The sequence below is a fragment of the Streptomyces sp. CA-278952 genome (genome assembly GCF_028747205.1).
Classification (GTDB): Bacteria; Actinomycetota; Actinomycetes; order Streptomycetales; family Streptomycetaceae; genus Streptomyces.
On sequence record NZ_CP112880.1, the window covers coordinates 2670187 to 2687005 of the forward strand.

Here is a 16819-nt window from a genome sequence, read left to right on the forward strand (position 1 = left end):
GCGTGCGCAACACCGTGCTCGTCATCGGATCCGGCTACCAGGAGTTCCGGCAGTACGTACTCAAGGGGCTGGCGCACCACTGCGACGTGCTGCTCCTCAACCGCGGCGAGGTGGACTGGCAGCTTCCGTTCGTCACCGACCACCGCGTCGCCGACCTCGACGACCCCGAGGCCGTCGGTGAGGCGGTCCGTGACCTCGTACACGGACGCACCGTGGCGGGCGTGCTCACCTGGGAGGAGAAGCTCGTCGTGCTCGCCGCCACGGTCGGCGCCGAACTGGGTGTGCCCACCATGCCCGTCGAGGCCGCACAAGCCTGCCGGGACAAGGCCGTGCAGCGGACCGTCTTCGCCGCCCAGAACGTGCCGTCCGCCAGGTTCCAGCTGGTCTCCACCGCACAGGAGGCGCTCCGGGCCGCGTCGGAGCTCGGCTACCCGGTGGTCGTCAAGCCCCGCGCCCAGGCAGCCAGCATCGGTGTGCAGGTGGTGCGTTCGGAGGCCGATCTGCGCGCCGCGGTGACCCTGGCCCAGGACTCGGAGTTCAGCTCGGTCGTCGACCGGCAGGTGCTCATCGAGGAGTTCCTGGTCGGCGAGGAGATCAGCGTCGACAGCTGGGTGCTCGACGGCGAGGTGCACCCGTACGTCACCGCTCTCAAGCGGACGGGCTACCCGCCCTTCTTCGAAGAGGTCGGACACGTCGCGGGCCCGGTGCTGGATCCGGCGACGCGGCGTGCCGTACGGGATGTGGTGGAACGGGCCAACCTGGCCCTCGGAGTGGACCGGTCCCTGACCCACACCGAGCTGATGCTCACCGCCGACGGCCCCAAGGTCATCGAGGTGAACGGCCGGCTCGGCGGCGAACTGATCCCCTACCTCGCGGAGCTGTCCGCGCCAGGTCTCTCCGCCGGGGAGATCGCCGCCTCCGTGGCCTGCGGCTCCGCTCCGCGATCCGTGCGGCCCACCGACCAACTGGTGGGCATCCAGTTCCTCTACCCACAGCGGGACCTGGTGCTGGACGGCATCAGCGTGGCGGGCGAGCTCGCCGACTCCGCGTGGCTGCGCACCGTACGGCAGGTCCGCGAACCGGGCGCACAGCTCCGTCTCCCGCCCCGTGAGTTCCTGGGCCGGGCCGGGTTCGGGATCGTGGTGGGCGACGACGTGCCGACCGTGGACCGGCGGCTGGCCCAGGTGGCGGCCCAGGTCACGGTCAGCGGCCACCCGCTGGGATGACCGCGCAACCGATCGGTACCGACATCCTCGACAAGGGACAACTGGTGAAGCTGACAGAGAGACTCGGGCTCGGCTGGCGTCTGCACGGCGACGGAAGCGCCCCGCGGCCCGGGGCGGCGGTCATGCCCGACGAACGGCTGTCCTGGCCCCGCACACTGGGCTTCGGAGCCCAGCACGTGGTGGCGATGTTCGGCGCGACCTTCGTCTTCCCGGTGGTCATGGGGCTCGACCCGAACCTGGCCATCCTGATGTCCGGTGTCGCCACGATCATCTTCCTGCTCGTCGTCCAGGGCAAGATCCCCAGCTACCTCGGCACCAGCGCGTCGTTCGTCGGCGCCGTCGCGGCCATCAAGGCGGCCGGAGGCAGCACGGCCACCGTCACCGGCGCCATCCTGGTCGCCGGCCTGGTGCTCGCCCTCGTCGGCGTACTGGTCCACCTCGCCGGGCCGACGGCGGTCAACCGCGTGTTCCCGCCCGTGGTCAGCGGCGCGGTGGTCCTGCTCATCGGGCTCAACCTGGCTCCGGTGGTGGCCGACATCTACTGGCCGCAGGACCAGTGGGTGGCGCTGACGACCATGACCGCGGTCATCGCGGCCGGTGTGCTGCTGCGCGGCTTCTGGGGCAGGTTGGCCGTGTTCATCGGCCTCGTCCTGGGCTTCGCCCTGTCGTGGGTACTGGACCGGGTCTCGGGTCCGATCACCGCCGCCGACCCGACCGGGAAGGTCACCGAGCACGTCCGGGTGGACCTCACGGGCGTCTCGTCCGCCGACTGGTTCGGTCTCCCCACTCTGCACGCGCCGACCTTCACCACCTCGGCGATCCTGCTCGTCCTGCCCGGAGTGATAGCGCTCGTCGCGGAGAACACCGGCCATGTCAAAGCGGTCGGCGAGATGACGGGTGCCGACCTGGACCGGAGCCTGGGCAGAGCGATCTTCGCGGACGGCCTGGCCACCGCTGTCGCCTCCTCCGTGGGAGGTGCGCCGACGACGACCTACGCCGAGAACATCGGGGTGATGGCGGCCACGCGGGTGTACTCGACCGCCGCCTACTGGATGGCCGCGATCACCGCTCTGCTGTTCGGTCTCTGCCCCAAGTTCGGCGCGCTCATCGCCGCGACCCCCGGTGGAGTGCTCGGCGGCATCACCGTCGTGCTCTACGGCATGATCGGACTGCTCGGCGTCAGGATCTGGATCAAGGCGGGCGTGGACTTCGCCGTCCCGGCGAACCTCGTCCCCATCTCAGCGGGTCTGATCGTCGGCATCGGAGGGGTGTCGATCCAGGTGACCGACGGCTTCTCCGTCAGTGGCATCGCGCTCGGCACCGTGGTGACCGTGGTCGGCTATCACGCGATGGCCCTGGCTCGACGCAGGCCCCCCGCTCGACCGGTGGACGTCCCGGCCGTACCGCCGCCGTACGCGACCACGGCTACCGAACCCGCCCCCACCCCCGCCCCCACCCCCGCAAAGGAAAGGATCTCCGCCTGATCCTCCGTGGCCGGCCAGCTGTCCGGGGCGGGTCTCAGGCATCGCCCCTCCCCCTCAGGGCCAGGGAGTAGCCGAGCTGAAAGCGCGTCTCCACGCCGAACTCCTCCTTCAGCTTCGCCAGATGCGAGGCGTAAGCGCGGGTGCTCAACCCGATCCGCTTGGCTATCTCGCTGTCACTGTCTCCGTCGACGAGGCACCGGATGATGGTCTCGCGCAACGCGGAACTGATCTCCATGGACTCCTGCGGGGTGCGGGATCCCATGAACACCTTGGCGCGCAGCCAATTCCTGTCGAACACATCCGACAGGAAACGGACGATGGCGGGGTCGCGGATGATAACCGCGCGATCCCTGCCCGCGTCCGCGGGGATGAAGGCAATACGTCGGTCCGCGATGACGAGACGATCGAAGAATTCGTCCAACGTCCGCACCTCCGCCCCGAGTTCGGTCATATCCGAGACGTAGTCCCGGGTCGGACCGTCATGCCAGGCCGTGTGCTGATACAGCGTCCGTACGGATACTCCCCGGTCGAGCAGGGAGGCCGTCTCCGCCCGTATCGCGGACAGGGTGGCCTTCGCCCGGCCGCCACCCGGCTGCGCGGTGAGGAGTTCCTCGCCGCACTGATTCACGGTACTGCTGATGAAGGCGCTGATCACCGCCTTCCCCTCGAGGTGGACAATTGGCTCACCGGAATGCGCAACGGCGGATTCCTGGGCAACCGCGATAAGCGGACTGAGAAATTCCGAAAGGTCGGCCGCCTGCTCCAGCAGAAGCAGCGCCTTCGACCGCAACGCGGAACCCATACGCGCCTCGACGATCTGGGGATCCACCACGCTGAGCCGCTGGGGACCCAGTTCGGAGCGGGCCACCAGCCCCAGGGCGACCAGTTCCTGCGCCGCCCCGCCACCGCTCACCGCCTCCTCCCCGGGCCCCCGGGACGGACCCCGCTCCACCCCGTCCTGCCTCAGCAGTCCGATGTACAGGGCACGGGCTTCATCACTCAGAGCGATGACTTCCGTGTCCACCGCGGTTATCGGGGAGGGATGACGCACGTTTACTCCTCATCGGAAACATATGTCGCAACATCGTTGACACGTGATTCCCACAGGGTGCCTGCACTTTCCCCGACCAAGGGTTAGGAGCTGGTAAAAGATCCCTCTGACGCCCTCGGATCAAGGTGGCCCACCGGACCGGCCGTGGATCGCGCAGGGCGACTTATGAATGTTGAACGAACCGTGGCTGCCGTCCTGACCGAATCATTCACCGGCCGGGGGGCGGAATCCGGGCGGCAAGCACCGCACGATCCACGACGGACGCGGCGCCCGACGGGTAGCCTCGCCTTTTCCAACGAGTTCGAGTGCGGGAGATCCAGGCTGTGCGTAGCGCCAGTGCGACACCTAGCGGTGACCGGATACGGTGGGTCGAGTTGCCGGGGGCGGAGCCCTCCCGCGTCTACGTGCACGGGCTCGGCGCCACCTCACCCGCCTACTTCGCGGAAAGCGCGGCGCACCCCCTGCTCGCGGGGCGCCGCTCTCTCCTGATCGACATGCTCGGATTCGGGATCAGCGACCGCCCGGGCGACTTCGCCTACACACTCGACGCGCACGCCGACGCGCTCGCCGCGGCGCTGGAGGCCGCCGACGTGGTGGGGGCCGAGCTGATCGCGCACAGCATGGGCGGCTCGGTGGCCATCGTCCTGGCCACCCGACACCCGCACCTGGTCTCCCGACTCGTCCTCGTGGACGCCAATCTCGACCCGGTCACCCCCGCCCCGGGCCCGGGCAGCGCGGGCATCGCCCGTTTCACGGAGGAGGAGTTCCTGGCGGGCGGCTGGCAGGAGGTCCGGGATGCCGTCGGCGCCCACTGGTGGTCCACGATGCGCCTGGCGGGCCTGGAGGCCCTGCACCGCAGCGCGGTCCACCTCGCACGCGGCGGTGTCCCGCCCCTGCGAACACTGCTCACCGACCTGCGGATCCCGCGCACCTATGTGCTGCCCGAAAGCATCGGCCCGCTGCGCGGAGCGGAGCTGCTCGAAGCGGCGGGCGTGAGAGTGGTAGCGATTCCCGACTGCGGGCACAACATCATGCTGGACAACCACGAGGCGTTCGCCCGCGCCACGGCGGAGGCGCTCGCGGCATAGCCGGGATGGGCGGGGCCGCGGAGGACGCACCGGGGGCCGGACCGAGCCTGGCAAGTGAGTGAGTACCGCACCGTCTTCCACCCGGAAGCCCTAGCCGAACTCCGCACAATTCCGCGCGACACCGCGCTCCGCATCCTGACCAAGCTGACGGAACGGGAAAGCGACCCGTTCGGCTTCGACACCACCGCGCTCGATTCCCAGCCCGATCGCCGCCACCTCGGAGTCGGGGACTACCGCATCATCTACATCTACACCGTGGACAACGGCGAAGTGCTCGTGTGGGTCATCAGCGTCGGTCACCGTTCCACGATGTACCACACTGGTCAGTCGGCGGTGCCGGGCTCCACGACCCACTCGGCTTGCACCCCGCTCACCGAGGCGATCATGTCGAAGTCGCCGTCGTAGTGCAGGACCGTGGCCCATGCCGTTCTGCGGTTGCCGCGATGAGGACGTCGGCCGGCGACAGCGCCCGGTGAAAGCCAGCGTTCAGCGCCAGCGCCTGGATCGCGAGCGCCTGCTCGAACTCCTCGTCGTTGCAGGGCAAGTAGTCGAAGCCACGGAGCAGGGTACGCAGGCGCAGCGCCTCGGGCTTTCCACGCGCCCAGTACAGAACCTCATACTCGGTCGGGGCGCACACTGCTAGGAGTCCATCGCGGTCCAGTGCATCCAGCCGCGCCCGCACTGCCGGTTTGACCCGGCGGGCCAGCGCAGACTTGTCGATGAGGTAGCGCCCTTTCACGCCGCCGAAGCCCCGTCTTCGCGCTTAAGCGAGCCGTCCGGATTCCGCGGCCCCGTCTGCGACCGGATCTCCGCGAACACGTCATCAAACTCACCATCGTCCAGGGCATCGAACAGCTCCCGGCGCAGCCGCAGCCTCACCCCCTCCTGCATGGCCGCCCGCACTGCGGCGGCCTTCGTCCTCGCCCCATACACCCGCATCGCCTGCTCGACGATCTCCTCGTGCCGGCAAGAACGAACCCGGGCACGGCCGACTGCGCTCCCCGCGACGATCGGCTCGCAGTCCCAGGAGGGCCCATCAGAGTGGAACCAGGCACCGGCGGCGCATCCGCGTGCTTACGGGTGTCCTGCGGACTCTCTGCGGACCGGACGGATACCCGTCCGCGCGGCCACGACCATGTACACCCAGAGACTTACGACCACCGGTAGCATGGGCACCATGAGCAGTAGCAAGAAGTATTCGATCAGCCTGCCCGAGGACCTCGCCGAAGCCGTACGCGCCCACGTCGGGCCCGGTGGTTTCTCCTCCTACGTCGCCGAAGCCCTCGAACAACGGGTCGCCATGGACAAGCTCCGGGAGATCGTCGCCGACTTCGCGACCGACAATGACGAGCTCACCCGCGAGGAGGTCGAAGCCGCCCGCGCGCTGCTGCGCCATGACCACCGGCAGGTCGGCGGGGCCGCAGCCTGATGCCCGGCACCCTACTGCTCGACAGCGAAGGCCTCTCCAAGCTCTACCGCAAGGACCGCACCGTCATGGCCCTGATCCAAGCGGCATCGGAGGAAGGCATCCGCGTGGCCACAAGCGCCATGACCACCCTCGAGGCCGACTACGAGCGCATTCACCCCGCCCGGATCAAGTGGGTCCTCTCCCGCGTCGACGTTCACGACGTCACCAAGGAGATCACCGATCAGGCCGCAGCCCTCCTGCGCAGCCACCGCCTCCACGGCCACAAGTACGCCATCGACGCCGCCTTCGCCGTCATCGCCCGCACCGCACCCCAGCCGGTCACCGTCCTGACCTCCGATCCCGAGGACCTGACGCTCCTGTGCGGCCCCGCCGTAGAGGTCGTCAAAGTCTGAACGCCGACCGCAGTCGCACCAACCAGACCCGTCACCAACACCTCAGCGCTTCGCGGCACAAGGACTCCACGCGGACGTACACCTGCGCCCGACCCACCAACGAGCGGGCCGGGCGCATCCCTTGACTGCCAGTCAGACGTTGAAGCGGAACTCCACCACGTCCCCGTCCTGCATGACGTAGTCCTTGCCCTCCATGCGGGCCTTGCCCTTGGCGCGGGCCTCGGCGACCGAGCCGGTCTCCACCAGGTCGGCGAAGGAGACGATCTCCGCCTTGATGAAGCCCTTCTGGAAGTCGGTGTGGATCACACCGGCCGCCTCCGGGGCCGTGGCGCCCTTCTTGATGGTCCACGCGCGGGCTTCCTTCGGGCCTGCCGTGAGGTAGGTCTGGAGGCCCAGGGTCTCGAAGCCGACGCGGCCGAGGGTGGCGAGGCCGGGCTCTTCCTGGCCCATGGACTGGAGCAGTTCGAGCGCCTCGTCGTCGTCGAGCTCGATCAGCTCGGACTCGATCTTGGCGTTCAGGAAGATCGCCTCGGCGGGGGCGACCAGGGCGCGCTGCTCGTTCTTGAAGTCCTCGTCGACCAGTTCGTCCTCGTCGACGTTGAAGACGTACAGGAACGGCTTGACGGTGAGCAGGTGCAGCTCGTGGAGGAGCCGGCCCTTCTCGGTGGCCGCCGTGATGCCCGCGGCGAACAGGGTCTGGCCGGATTCCAGGATCTTCTGGGCCTCCTCGACCGCGGCGAGGACCGCGACCTTCTCCTTCTGGAGGCGGGATTCCTTCGTCAGGCGGGGGACGGCCTTCTCGACGGACTGGAGGTCGGCGAGGATCAGCTCGGTGTTGATCGTCTCGATGTCGTCCTTCGGCGAGACCTTGCCGTCGACGTGGACGACGTTCTCGTCCTTGAAGGCCCGGATGACCTGGCAGATCGCGTCGGACTCGCGGATGTTCGCGAGGAACTTGTTGCCCAGGCCCTCGCCCTCCGAAGCGCCCCGGACGATGCCGGCGATGTCGACGAAGTCCACCGTCGCCGGGAGGAGCCGCTGGGAGCTGAAGATCTCCGCGAGCTTGTTCAGGCGCGGGTCCGGGACGCCGACCACGCCGACGTTCGGCTCGATCGTGGCGAACGGGTAGTTGGCCGCCAGCACGTCGTTCTTGGTCAGGGCGTTGAACAGGGTCGACTTGCCGACATTCGGCAGACCGACGATTCCGATCGTGAGCGACACTTTGGCGACTTCCTGGAGTGAGGAGGGGGTCAGGGGCGGCCGGGTCCGGCTCGGCTGTTCGGCCGGGTCCCGGAGTGGACCGATTCTCCAGTTTACGGGCCTGCCCCGCGGGCCCGGACAGTGCGCCTTTCGGCCGTGTGACATCGAACGCAACGCCAAGGTCGGCCAAAGCGCGTGTCCAACGCCTGATTCCCCGCCCCCCGCGACCTACGTTGTGCAGGTGGAGCAGCACAGGACACGTCCCCCGCAGCGCAGGCAGCCCCCGCAGGCCGCGCCCGCCCCGCCCGCGCCGGGCCGGGCGGGCGGCGAGAGTTCCGCCGTGTACCGGGTACGGGTGCGCAGCGTGCCGCCCGTGGTTCTCGCGTTGCGGCGGTTCCCCAACCCCCGGCTCACCGGGATCGGGGCCGGGCTGTTCGCCGCCCTCACCATGTTCGTGCTCGCCTGCGTCGACCGGCTGCTGTTCGACAGCTCGGAGCTCGTCTTCGGGCTGCTCTTCCTGCCCGTCAGCGCTCTGACCGCCCTCTGGGTCCGGCCCGCCGACCTGGTCACCGCGCCGATCAGCGTGCCCATCGCCTTCGCCGTCGGAGTGTTCCCGATTTCCGGGGGGTCCGAAGGGTTCGGCGGGCAGACCATGGGCCTCGTCACCGCCCTCGCCGTGCACGCCGGCTGGCTGTACGGCGGGACGCTGGTCGCGGGGCTCATCGCCTCCGTACGCAAGGTGCGCCACATGCGGGCCCGGCGACGGTACGTGCTGGCGCAGGGGCGTGGCGCCGCACCCGAGCGGGAGCCCCGGGCCGCCGCCGGGGCCGCGGCGGCGAAGCCCGTACAGGCCGGGGCGAGCGGAGCGGGCGCGGTGGCCCGTCCTCCTCAGCGGCCCTGAACGGCGCTCGGCCCGTCTCCGCTGCCGGTGCCCGTGGCGCCGTCCGGTCCGTTCAGCCCTGGCTGTGTGCCTGGCCCGCCGCCATCGCCGCTCCCACGATGCCCGCGTTGTTCTGAAGCTGGGCCGGGACCATCTCGGCCCGGACCTTCTCGATCAGCGGCAGGAACTTCTCCGCCTTGCGGCTCACCCCTCCGCCGATGATGAACAGCTCGGGCGAGAACAGCATCTCCACGTGCAGCAGGTACTTCTGGACCCGGTGCGCCCAGTGCTGCCAGCTGAGGTCCTCGTCCTCCTTGGCCTTCGTGGAGGCGCGCTTCTCCGCGTCGTGGCCGTGCAGTTCCAGGTGGCCCAACTCGGTGTTGGGGACGAGCAGGCCGTCGGTGAAGACCGCGCTGCCGATGCCTGTGCCGAAGGTCAGCATGATGACCGTGCCCGCGCGGCCCTTGCCCGCTCCGAAGGTCATCTCGGCGACCCCGGCCGCGTCCGCGTCGTTCAGGATGGTGACGGGCTGGCCGATCCGCTCGCCCAGCAGCCTGCGGGCGTCCGTGTCGATCCAGCCCTTGTCGACATTGGCCGCGGTACGCGTGATGCCGTCCGTGACGACCCCGGGGAAGGTGATGCCGACGGGGCCCGTCCAGTCGAAGTGACCTACGACCTCGGCCACGCCGTCGGCCACGCCCTCGGGCGTGGCCGGGTGCGGTGTCAGCACCTTGTGGCGCTCCCGCGCCAGGTCTCCGCGGTCCAGGTCCACGGGAGCGCCCTTGATCCCTGATCCGCCGATGTCCACGCCGAAGATCTCCATGGAACCCACGGTACGGGCAGCCCGGGCCCCTTGCCCGGCTACTCGGCGGAAAGGGCGGCGGCCTCGGCGCGCAGGTCGCGGCGCAGCTCCTTGGGGAGGGAGAACGTGATCGACTCGTCGGCCGTCTTCACCGTCTCCACGTCCGCGTAACCGCGCTCCTGGAGCCATTCCAGGACACCGTCGACGAGGACGTCGGGGACGGAGGCGCCGGACGTCAGACCGACCGTGGTCACGCCCTCCAGCCAGGCCTCGTCGATCTCGTCGGCGAAGTCGACCAGGTGGGCGGCGGGGGCTCCGGCGTCCAGGGCGACCTCGACCATGCGAATGGAGTTCGAGGAGTTCTTGGAGCCGACCACGATGACCAGTTCGGCGTCCTCGGCGAGCTTCTTCACCGCGATCTGGCGGTTCTGCGTGGCGTAGCAGATGTCGTCGCTGGGCGGCGAGAGGAGGTTGGGGAACTTCGCCTTGATGGCGTCGACCGTCTCCATCGTCTCGTCGACGGACAGGGTGGTCTGGGAGAGCCAGACGACCTTCGACTCGTCGCGGACCTCGACGTTCGCGACGTCCTCGGGGCCGTCGACCAGCGTGATGTGGTCGGGGGCCTCGCCGGAGGTGCCGATGACCTCCTCGTGCCCCTCATGGCCGATCAGGAGGATGTCGTAGTCCTCCTTGGCGTAACGGACGGCTTCCTTGTGGACCTTGGTGACCAGCGGGCAGGTCGCGTCGATGGTGGCGAGCTTGCGCTCGGCGGCCTCCGCGTGGACGGTGGGCGCGACTCCGTGCGCGGAGAACATCACGATGGAGCCCTCGGGCACCTCCGCGGTGACGTCCACGAAGATCGCGCCCTTCTTCTCCAGGGTCTGCACGACGTACTTGTTGTGCACGATTTCGTGGCGGACGTAGATCGGGGCCCCGTACTGCTCCAGGGCCTTCTCGACGGCGATCACGGCACGGTCCACGCCCGCGCAGTAGCCACGGGGAGCGGCGAGCAGGACACGGCGGGCAGGAGTTGCAGTCATGCGTCCCATCGTAAGGCCGTGGCGAACAGGCGCGAGGACGGCCGGGTCGGGAGACTGGTCACGTTGCGTTCGTGAGAAATGACGGATGGTGATGGAGGGGCGATGGCGTCGGTGCCGGAGAGCGGTTCGGGCAGCGGAACGGGGAGCGGTTCTGGCGGCGTGGCTGGGAACGGCTCAGGCAGCGGGGCTGGGAACGGTTCGGGCGGCGGTGAGGGCAGCAGTACGGAATCGGGCAGGCTGCGGCGGACGCTGGGATTCCGGGATCTGGTCGTCTACGGGCTCCTCTTCATCGCCCCGATGGCCCCGGTCGGGGTGTTCGGCACCCTGGACGCGAAGTCCGAGGGCGCGGTCGCACTCGTCTATGTGGTGGCCACGGTGGTCATGGGGTTCACCGCCTTCAGTTACGCCCAGATGGTGCGGGTCGCCCCCTTCGCCGGATCGGTCTTCACGTATGCCCGCAAGGGGCTCGGGGAAGGGCCGGGGTTCATCGCCGGGTGGATGGCCATGCTCGACTACCTGCTGATCCCGGCCGTCGCCTACCTCTTCTCCGGGATCGCGATGAACGCGCTGGTCCCGGAGGTCTCGCGGTGGGTGTGGACCGCGCTCGCCGTGCTCGTGACCACCCTGCTCAACCTGTGGGGCGTGCGGGCGGCCGCCCGGGTCGGCTTCGCGGTGCTGGCCATGGAGATCGTGGTGCTGCTGGTCTTCATGGTCTCGGCCGCGGTCGTCCTCGTACGGGACGGGGCGCAGCGCGGCTGGCTGACGCCGCTGACAGGGGACTCCGGGTTCTCCATGACGGCGGTGCTGGGGGCCGTGTCGATCGCCGTGCTCTCCTATCTGGGCTTCGACGCCATCGCCTCGTTCGCCGAGGAGGTGACGGGCGGCTCGCAGAAGGTGGCGCGGGCGGTGCTGTTCTGTCTGGTGCTGGCCGGCGTCCTGTTCGTGGCGCAGTCGTATCTGGCGGCGTTGCTGGAGCCGGTGAGCTCGGCGGAGCTGGCGGCGGACCCGGCGGCGCAGGGGTCGGCGTTCTACGACGCGGTGGACGCCTCGGTGGGCACCTGGCTGCATGACCTGGTGGCGGTCAGCAAGGCGATCGGCGCCGCGTTCGCCGCGCTGGCGGGGCAGGCCGCCGCCGGGCGGCTGGTCTTCGCGATGGCCCGGGAGCGGCGCCTGCCGCACTTCCTCGCGAAGGTCGACCCGTCGTCGGGTGTGCCGCGGGTGGCGATCCTGTGCGCGGCGATCGTGACGCTGGTGGCCGCCGTGTGGGCGGCCCGGCGCGACGACGGCCTGGACCATCTGGTCTCCGTCGTGGACATCGGCGCGCTGACGGCGTTCATCCTGCTGCACGCGTCGGTGGTCGGCTGGTTCGCCGTACGCCGGATGGAGGGCCCGCCGGTGTGGTGGCGGCACGTGCTGATCCCTGTGGTCGGGGCGGGGGTGCTGGTCGCGGTCATCGTGGAGGCGACGACGTCCTCCCAGGTGGTGGGTGTCTGCTGGCTCGGGGTGGGGCTCGTGGTGCTGGCGGTGCAGGGGACGGGCCGCCGGGGCGGTACGGAGGGCCCGGGTGGTGGCGGCGCGGGGAAGGGGGTCCCGGTCCCGTAGGGCGGCTGCTCGGACTTCGTGCCCCGTACGGCTTCGCGTTCTGTACGGCTTCGCGTTCTGTACGGCTTCGCGTGGTGCGCGGCTTCGCGTGGTGCGCGGCTCCGCGTTCTGTACGGCTCGCGTTCCGTGCGGCTTCGCGTGGTGCGCGGACGCTGGCCTCCGCGCGGGGGCAGGGGCCTGTCGGTGGCTGCCGATACGCTCGCCCGTATGGCTCTCAACACGTCCGCGGAAGCGCCGCTGCCCGTCGGTGAGGTGTCCCGGCTCATCGGCGGCTGGATCGACCGGCTCGGCGCCATCTGGGTGGAGGGGCAGATCACCCAGCTGTCGCGGCGCCCGGGTGCCGGGGTCGTCTTCCTGACGCTGCGCGATCCGTCCCACGACATCTCGGTGAGCGTGACCTGTTTCCGGCAGGTCTTCGACCGGATCGCCGATGTCGTGACGGAGGGCGCGCGCGTCGTCGTGCTGGCCAAGCCCGAGTGGTACGCGCCCCGGGGGCAGCTGTCGCTGCGGGCGACGGACATACGGCCGGTCGGCATCGGTGAGCTGCTCGTGCGGCTGGAGCTGCTGAAGAAGTCGCTCGCCGCCGAGGGGCTCTTCGCGCTGGACCGCAAGAAGCCGCTGCCGTTCCTGCCGCAGCTCGTCGGGCTGGTCTGCGGGCGTGCTTCCGCCGCCGAGCGCGACGTCCTGGAGAACGCCCGCCGCCGCTGGCCCGCCGTGCGCTTCGAGGTCCGCAACACCGCCGTGCAGGGGGTGCACGCGGTCGCCCAGGTGGTCCAGGCGGTCGAGGAGCTGGACGCGCTGGAGGAGGTCGACGTGATCGTGGTGGCGCGGGGCGGCGGCAGCGTCGAGGATCTGCTGCCGTTCTCCGACGAGCAGCTGATTCGGACGGTGGCCGCCTGCCGTACGCCGGTGGTCTCCGCGATCGGCCACGAGCCCGACTCGCCGCTGCTGGACCTGGTCGCCGATCTGCGTGCCTCCACGCCCACGGACGCGGCCAAGAAGGTCGTCCCCGACGTGGGCGAGGAGATGGAGCGGGTGCGGCAGTTGCGGGACCGGGCTCTGCGGACCGTACGGGGGCTGCTGGACCGCGAGGAGCGGGGGCTCGCGCACGCGCTGGGCCGCCCCGCGATGGAGCGGCCCCACCGGCTGGTGGACGAGCGCGAGGCCGAGGTGGACGCGCTCCTGGGGCGCAGTCGCCGGGTGCTGGGCCATCTGCTGGACCGGGCCGATTCGGAGCTGTCGCACACGCTCGCCCGGGTCGTCTCGCTGTCGCCGGCCGCGACCCTGGAGCGGGGCTACGCGGTGCTCCAGCGGCCCGACGGGCACGTGGTCCGCTCCCCCGAGGAGGCCGGGGCGCCCGGCGAGCCGCTGCGGGCGCGGGTGTCGGAGGGCGAGTTCACGGTGCGGGTGGACGGATGAGGCCGGGAGAGCGGGAAGGCCGGACGTCCGCACCCGCGAGGGGCCGGGGGCCGGGGCGTCCCGGGAGCCGCGCCCGCGAGGAACCGGGGAGCGGGACGGCCCGGGAGCCGCGCCCGCCGGAACCGGGAAACGGGACGGCCCGGGCGCCACGCCCGCCGGAACCGGGAAACAGGGCGGCCGGGCGGCCGTATCGCAGGGGCCGCAGCGCCCACAGTGTCGTAACAGCTCACGCTTAGGGTGGATCACATGACGGACGACGACGGGACGACGGCGGCTGCCGCCACGGGCACGCTCGGGTACGAGCAGGCGCGGGACGAGCTGATCGAGGTCGTACGCCGGCTGGAGGCGGGCGGCACGACGCTGGAGGAGTCGCTGGCCCTGTGGGAGCGGGGCGAGGAGCTGGCGAAGGTCTGCCGGCACTGGCTGGAGGGCGCCCGCGCCCGGCTGGACGCGGCCCTGGCCCGCCCGCAGGAGGACGACGACCAAGGCTGAGCGAGCGAACGCCCGCGTGCCCAGCGGTCGCGCGGTGATGGTCCGCCGTGGCGCGGTGGTGGCGGCCCGGTGCGGGGGCGGGCGTCCGCGTTCCGGCCCGGGGCCGTCGCGCAAGACAGATGTACTGTGCAATGGATCACTCCCGGCCAGTTTTAGTTGAAAGTTAACCTATCTCTGGCGTACGTTCGGGTCCTGTCCCCACCGCGTACGTTCGGAAGGTTTGCACCAGATGTCCCTCGTTCTCGACCCCGCCGCCCAGGACCTCCTCTTCCGTGAGGCCCGTACCGCCAACACCTTCACCGACGAGCCGGTGACCGACGAGCAGATCCAGGCGGTCTACGACCTGGTCAAGTTCGGGCCGACCGCCTTCAACCAGTCGCCGCTGCGCGTCGTCCTGGTCCGCTCCGCCGAGGGTCGCGAGCGCCTGGTGCAGCACATGGCCGAGGGCAACCGGCCGAAGACCTCCACGGCCCCGCTGGTCGCGATCCTGGCCGCCGACAACGAGTTCCACGAGGAGCTCCCGGCGCTGCTCCCGCACTTCCCGCAGGCCAAGGACATGTTCTTCTCGGAGCGCCCGGTCCGCGAGTCGGCCGCCGGCCTCAACGCCGCGCTCCAGGCCGCCTACTTCATCATCGGCGTCCGCGCCGCCGGCCTGGCCGCCGGCCCGATGACCGGCTACGACGCCGCGGGCATCCAGAAGGAGTTCCTGGACGACGACCACGCCCCGCTGATGGTCGTCAACATCGGCAAGCCGGGCGAGGACGCCTGGTTCCCGCGCAGCCCGCGCCTCTCCTTCGACGAGGTCGTCACGACCGTCTGAGTCCCCGACTCCGCCCGAGTCGACGACTCCGTCCGGATCCTTGGCGGCCGAGCCTGGCCGCCCGCATGCGAAGGGCCCGGAACACCAGGAAGTGCACTTGGTGTTCCGGGCCCTTCGCGTACGCGGTTCGGCGCGGGTCGCGCGTCAGGAAGCCGGCGCGGCGGGCGGCGTCGTCTTCAGTGCGGCGGCCATCTCGACCAGGCTCTCCTTCGGAGCCGAGCCGGTCACCACCGTGGTGTGCCCCTTGCCGGGCAGGACGAGGGCGTTGTACTTCGCGCCCTCCCAGTACTGCCACTCCGCGCCGGCCACCGTCTCGGTGCGCCCGGTGTCCTTGGCCTTCCTGCTGACCTCGGGGACGTACGTGCCCGCGGCAGCGGTGGACTGCTCGACCGCGACGTACCTGCGGTCCGCGTCGAGGAAGCCCAGGTGCCAGGCGTCGCCCGCGGCGTCGTCGTAGCTGACGGAGGTCGCCTTCCACTCCTTCGGCAGCCCCTCGGGCGCGGCCACCGGGTAGGGGGCGGCGGTCCGCACCGTCGCCAGCTCCACGGTGAAGTCGACGGCCTTGAGGGGATCGGCGTGCTCGTCCTTCGGGATGAACAGGTAGATGACGCCCGCGCAGGCGGCGATCACCAAGGTCGACAGGAGCATGTCCCGGACTGTCTGCTTGCCTCGCTTGCTTGCCACGGGATCCATGGTGGCACGCGGCCTGACACGCCCGGCCGCAGGGTGCCGCTCGGGGCAGCACCCCCGGAAGCGCTCATGCGTGACCCGGCCTGCTCATTTTATCGACCTACCGATAGAGTCACAGCACCCTCATATCCGGTCGTCGCCGTACAGAAAGGTGCGCTCCGATGTCCGAGCATCATCTGCCGTCCCACCTGGAGGTCTCCCCGGAGGCCCCCGACCGCAACCTGGCCCTGGAGTTGGTCCGGGTCACCGAGGCCGCCGCCATGGCTGCCGGGCGCTGGGTGGGCCGCGGCGACAAGATCGGCGCCGACGGCGCCGCCGTGAAGGCCATGCGGACCCTCGTCTCGACCGTCTCGATGAACGGCGTCGTCGTCATCGGCGAGGGCGAGAAGGACGAAGCCCCCATGCTGTTCAACGGCGAGCGGGTCGGCGACGGCACCGGCGCCGAGGTCGACATCGCGGTCGACCCGATCGACGGCACCACGCTCAACGCCAAGGGCATGCCGAACGCCATCGCCGTGCTGGCGGCGGCCGACCGGGGCGCGATGTTCGACCCGTCCGCGGTCTTCTACATGGACAAGCTGGTGACGGGGCCCGAGGCGGCGGACTTCGTCGACATCAACGCGCCCGTGTCGGTCAACATCCGGCGTGTGGCGCGGGCGAAGAACTCCACGCCCGAGGACGTCACGGTCGTCATCCTCGACCGGCCCCGGCACGAGGGCATCGTCAAGGAGATCCGGGAGACGGGCGCGCGGATCAAGTTCATCTCCGACGGCGACGTCGCGGGCTCGATCATGGCGGCCCGCGAGGGCACCGGCGTCGACCTGCTGATGGGCATCGGCGGGACGCCCGAGGGCATCATCTCGGCGTGCGCCATAAAGTGCCTCGGCGGCGTCATCCAGGGCAAGCTCTGGCCCAAGGACGAGGCGGAGCGGCAGCGGGCGCTGGACGCGGGCCACGATCTGGACCGGGTGCTGTCGACCGACGACCTGGTCAGCGGCGACAACGTGTTCTTCGTGGCGACGGGGATCACCGACGGTGAGCTGATGCGCGGTGTGCGGTACCGCGCGGAGACGGCGACCACCGAGTCGATCGTGATGCGCTCCAAGTCCGGCACGATCCGGTCGATCTCCTCGACCCACCGGCTGTCGAAGCTGCGCGCCTACAGCGCCATCGACTTCGACCGCGCGAAGTAGTCCCACCAGAA

At 70.2% G+C, this 16819-nt stretch carries 17 protein-coding genes and 2 pseudogenes; 12 read left to right on the plus strand and 7 right to left on the minus strand.

All coding sequences use genetic code 11. The features are described 5' to 3' along the window. Positions 1-2: 2 nt before the first annotated feature. Positions 3-1226 (plus strand): ATP-grasp domain-containing protein, encoded by a 1224-nt coding sequence (locus tag N7925_RS11580; RefSeq protein WP_274343814.1) that lies wholly within the window; start codon positions 3-5, stop codon positions 1224-1226. A 122-nt stretch (positions 1227-1348) separates the two neighbouring features. Then, a complete protein-coding gene (locus N7925_RS11585) occupies positions 1349-2710 on the plus strand; it encodes a uracil-xanthine permease family protein (protein ID WP_274346436.1) in 1362 nt (453 codons plus the stop codon). A gap of 34 nt (positions 2711-2744) precedes the next feature. Here the strand turns inward: N7925_RS11585 and N7925_RS11590 are convergent, their stop codons facing one another. After that, positions 2745-3734, minus strand: coding sequence for a LuxR family transcriptional regulator (locus N7925_RS11590; RefSeq protein WP_274343815.1), 990 nt, complete (start codon positions 3732-3734; stop codon positions 2745-2747). A 350-nt stretch (positions 3735-4084) separates the two neighbouring features. On the opposite strand from N7925_RS11590, the gene N7925_RS11595 reads away from it, so the two are divergent. Both N7925_RS11595 and N7925_RS11600 read left to right on the plus strand, forming a co-directional pair. After that, on the plus strand, positions 4085-4849 hold the full coding sequence (locus N7925_RS11595) for an alpha/beta fold hydrolase (RefSeq protein ID WP_274343816.1): 765 nt from the start codon (positions 4085-4087) through the stop codon (positions 4847-4849). Between the two features lie 54 nt (positions 4850-4903). After that, positions 4904-5170: pseudogene (locus N7925_RS11600) on the plus strand (type II toxin-antitoxin system RelE family toxin); the annotation flags it as partial. Between the two features lie 2 nt (positions 5171-5172). Here N7925_RS11600 and N7925_RS11605 read toward each other — a convergent pair. Next, a pseudogene (locus N7925_RS11605) lies at positions 5173-5588 on the minus strand (PIN domain nuclease). Next, positions 5585-5860: a type II toxin-antitoxin system VapB family antitoxin gene (locus N7925_RS11610; protein ID WP_274346437.1), complete on the minus strand. Its 276-nt coding sequence runs from the start codon at positions 5858-5860 to the stop codon at positions 5585-5587. The pseudogene N7925_RS11605 and the gene N7925_RS11610 overlap by 4 nt, the downstream one beginning before the upstream one ends. 166 nt (positions 5861-6026) lie before the next feature. On the opposite strand from N7925_RS11610, the gene N7925_RS11615 reads away from it, so the two are divergent. Both N7925_RS11615 and N7925_RS11620 read left to right on the plus strand, forming a co-directional pair. Next, positions 6027-6278, plus strand: a complete 252-nt coding sequence (locus N7925_RS11615; RefSeq protein WP_187742185.1) for a hypothetical protein — start codon at positions 6027-6029, stop codon at positions 6276-6278. Then, the gene (locus N7925_RS11620; RefSeq protein WP_053930387.1) at positions 6278-6670 is read left to right on the plus strand and encodes a hypothetical protein; all 393 of its coding nucleotides are present in this window, start codon (positions 6278-6280) and stop codon (positions 6668-6670) included. Before N7925_RS11615 ends, N7925_RS11620 begins: the two co-directional genes overlap by 1 nt. Positions 6671-6802: 132 nt before the next feature. Here the strand turns inward: N7925_RS11620 and ychF are convergent, their stop codons facing one another. Further along, a complete protein-coding gene (ychF, locus tag N7925_RS11625) occupies positions 6803-7891 on the minus strand; it encodes a redox-regulated ATPase YchF (protein ID WP_010063336.1) in 1089 nt (362 codons plus the stop codon). 319 nt (positions 7892-8210) lie between these two features. On the opposite strand from ychF, the gene N7925_RS11630 reads away from it, so the two are divergent. After that, complete coding sequence (locus N7925_RS11630; protein WP_265603835.1) at positions 8211-8771, plus strand: DUF6542 domain-containing protein; 561 nt, start codon at positions 8211-8213, stop codon at positions 8769-8771. A gap of 52 nt (positions 8772-8823) precedes the next feature. Here N7925_RS11630 and ppgK read toward each other — a convergent pair whose 3' ends face one another. Together ppgK and N7925_RS11640 are read right to left on the minus strand one after the other, a co-directional pair. Beyond that, entirely contained in the window at positions 8824-9573 is a 750-nt protein-coding gene (ppgK, locus tag N7925_RS11635) for a polyphosphate--glucose phosphotransferase (RefSeq protein ID WP_274343817.1), read from the minus strand. Positions 9574-9611: 38 nt separating this feature from the next. Further along, a complete protein-coding gene (locus tag N7925_RS11640) occupies positions 9612-10601 on the minus strand; it encodes a 4-hydroxy-3-methylbut-2-enyl diphosphate reductase (protein WP_199787771.1) in 990 nt (329 codons plus the stop codon). Between the two features lie 93 nt (positions 10602-10694). Here N7925_RS11640 and N7925_RS11645 point away from each other — a divergent pair, with 93 nt between their 5' ends. The 4 genes from N7925_RS11645 (at position 10695) to N7925_RS11660 (ending at position 14925) form a co-directional block, all read left to right on the plus strand. Continuing rightward, entirely contained in the window at positions 10695-12194 is a 1500-nt protein-coding gene (locus N7925_RS11645; protein ID WP_274343818.1) for an APC family permease, read from the plus strand. 207 nt (positions 12195-12401) lie between these two features. Beyond that, complete coding sequence (gene xseA, locus N7925_RS11650) at positions 12402-13613, plus strand: exodeoxyribonuclease VII large subunit (RefSeq protein WP_274343819.1); 1212 nt, start codon at positions 12402-12404, stop codon at positions 13611-13613. 246 nt (positions 13614-13859) lie between these two features. Beyond that, complete coding sequence (locus tag N7925_RS11655; RefSeq protein WP_274343820.1) at positions 13860-14105, plus strand: exodeoxyribonuclease VII small subunit; 246 nt, start codon at positions 13860-13862, stop codon at positions 14103-14105. Between the two features lie 229 nt (positions 14106-14334). Further along, on the plus strand, positions 14335-14925 hold the full coding sequence (locus N7925_RS11660) for a malonic semialdehyde reductase (RefSeq protein WP_265599587.1): 591 nt from the start codon (positions 14335-14337) through the stop codon (positions 14923-14925). 144 nt (positions 14926-15069) lie between these two features. Here N7925_RS11660 and N7925_RS11665 read toward each other — a convergent pair whose 3' ends face one another. Next, positions 15070-15618, minus strand: a complete 549-nt coding sequence (locus N7925_RS11665; protein WP_265599588.1) for a DUF4245 domain-containing protein — start codon at positions 15616-15618, stop codon at positions 15070-15072. Between the two features lie 158 nt (positions 15619-15776). Here N7925_RS11665 and glpX point away from each other — a divergent pair, with 158 nt between their 5' ends. Beyond that, positions 15777-16808, plus strand: a complete 1032-nt coding sequence (glpX, locus tag N7925_RS11670) for a class II fructose-bisphosphatase (protein ID WP_265599589.1) — start codon at positions 15777-15779, stop codon at positions 16806-16808. Positions 16809-16819 lie beyond the last annotated feature (11 nt).

Excerpts from the sequence above, each read along its gene's own strand:
- glpX (WP_265599589.1), top strand. The coding sequence starts at position 15,777 with ATGTCCGAGCATCATCTGCCGTCCCACCTGGAGGTCTCCCCGGAGGCC.
- N7925_RS11655 (WP_274343820.1), top strand. The coding sequence starts at position 13,860 with ATGACGGACGACGACGGGACGACGGCGGCTGCCGCCACGGGCACGCTC.
- N7925_RS11615 (WP_187742185.1), top strand. The coding sequence starts at position 6,027 with ATGAGCAGTAGCAAGAAGTATTCGATCAGCCTGCCCGAGGACCTCGCC.
- N7925_RS11620 (WP_053930387.1), top strand. The coding sequence starts at position 6,278 with ATGCCCGGCACCCTACTGCTCGACAGCGAAGGCCTCTCCAAGCTCTAC.
- ppgK (WP_274343817.1), bottom strand. The coding sequence starts at position 9,573 with ATGGAGATCTTCGGCGTGGACATCGGCGGATCAGGGATCAAGGGCGCT.
- N7925_RS11660 (WP_265599587.1), top strand. The coding sequence starts at position 14,335 with ATGTCCCTCGTTCTCGACCCCGCCGCCCAGGACCTCCTCTTCCGTGAG.
- N7925_RS11645 (WP_274343818.1), top strand. The coding sequence starts at position 10,695 with ATGGCGTCGGTGCCGGAGAGCGGTTCGGGCAGCGGAACGGGGAGCGGT.
- N7925_RS11585 (WP_274346436.1), top strand. The coding sequence starts at position 1,349 with ATGCCCGACGAACGGCTGTCCTGGCCCCGCACACTGGGCTTCGGAGCC.
- xseA (WP_274343819.1), top strand. The coding sequence starts at position 12,402 with ATGGCTCTCAACACGTCCGCGGAAGCGCCGCTGCCCGTCGGTGAGGTG.
- N7925_RS11640 (WP_199787771.1), bottom strand. The coding sequence starts at position 10,601 with ATGGGACGCATGACTGCAACTCCTGCCCGCCGTGTCCTGCTCGCCGCT.
- N7925_RS11665 (WP_265599588.1), bottom strand. The coding sequence starts at position 15,618 with ATGGATCCCGTGGCAAGCAAGCGAGGCAAGCAGACAGTCCGGGACATG.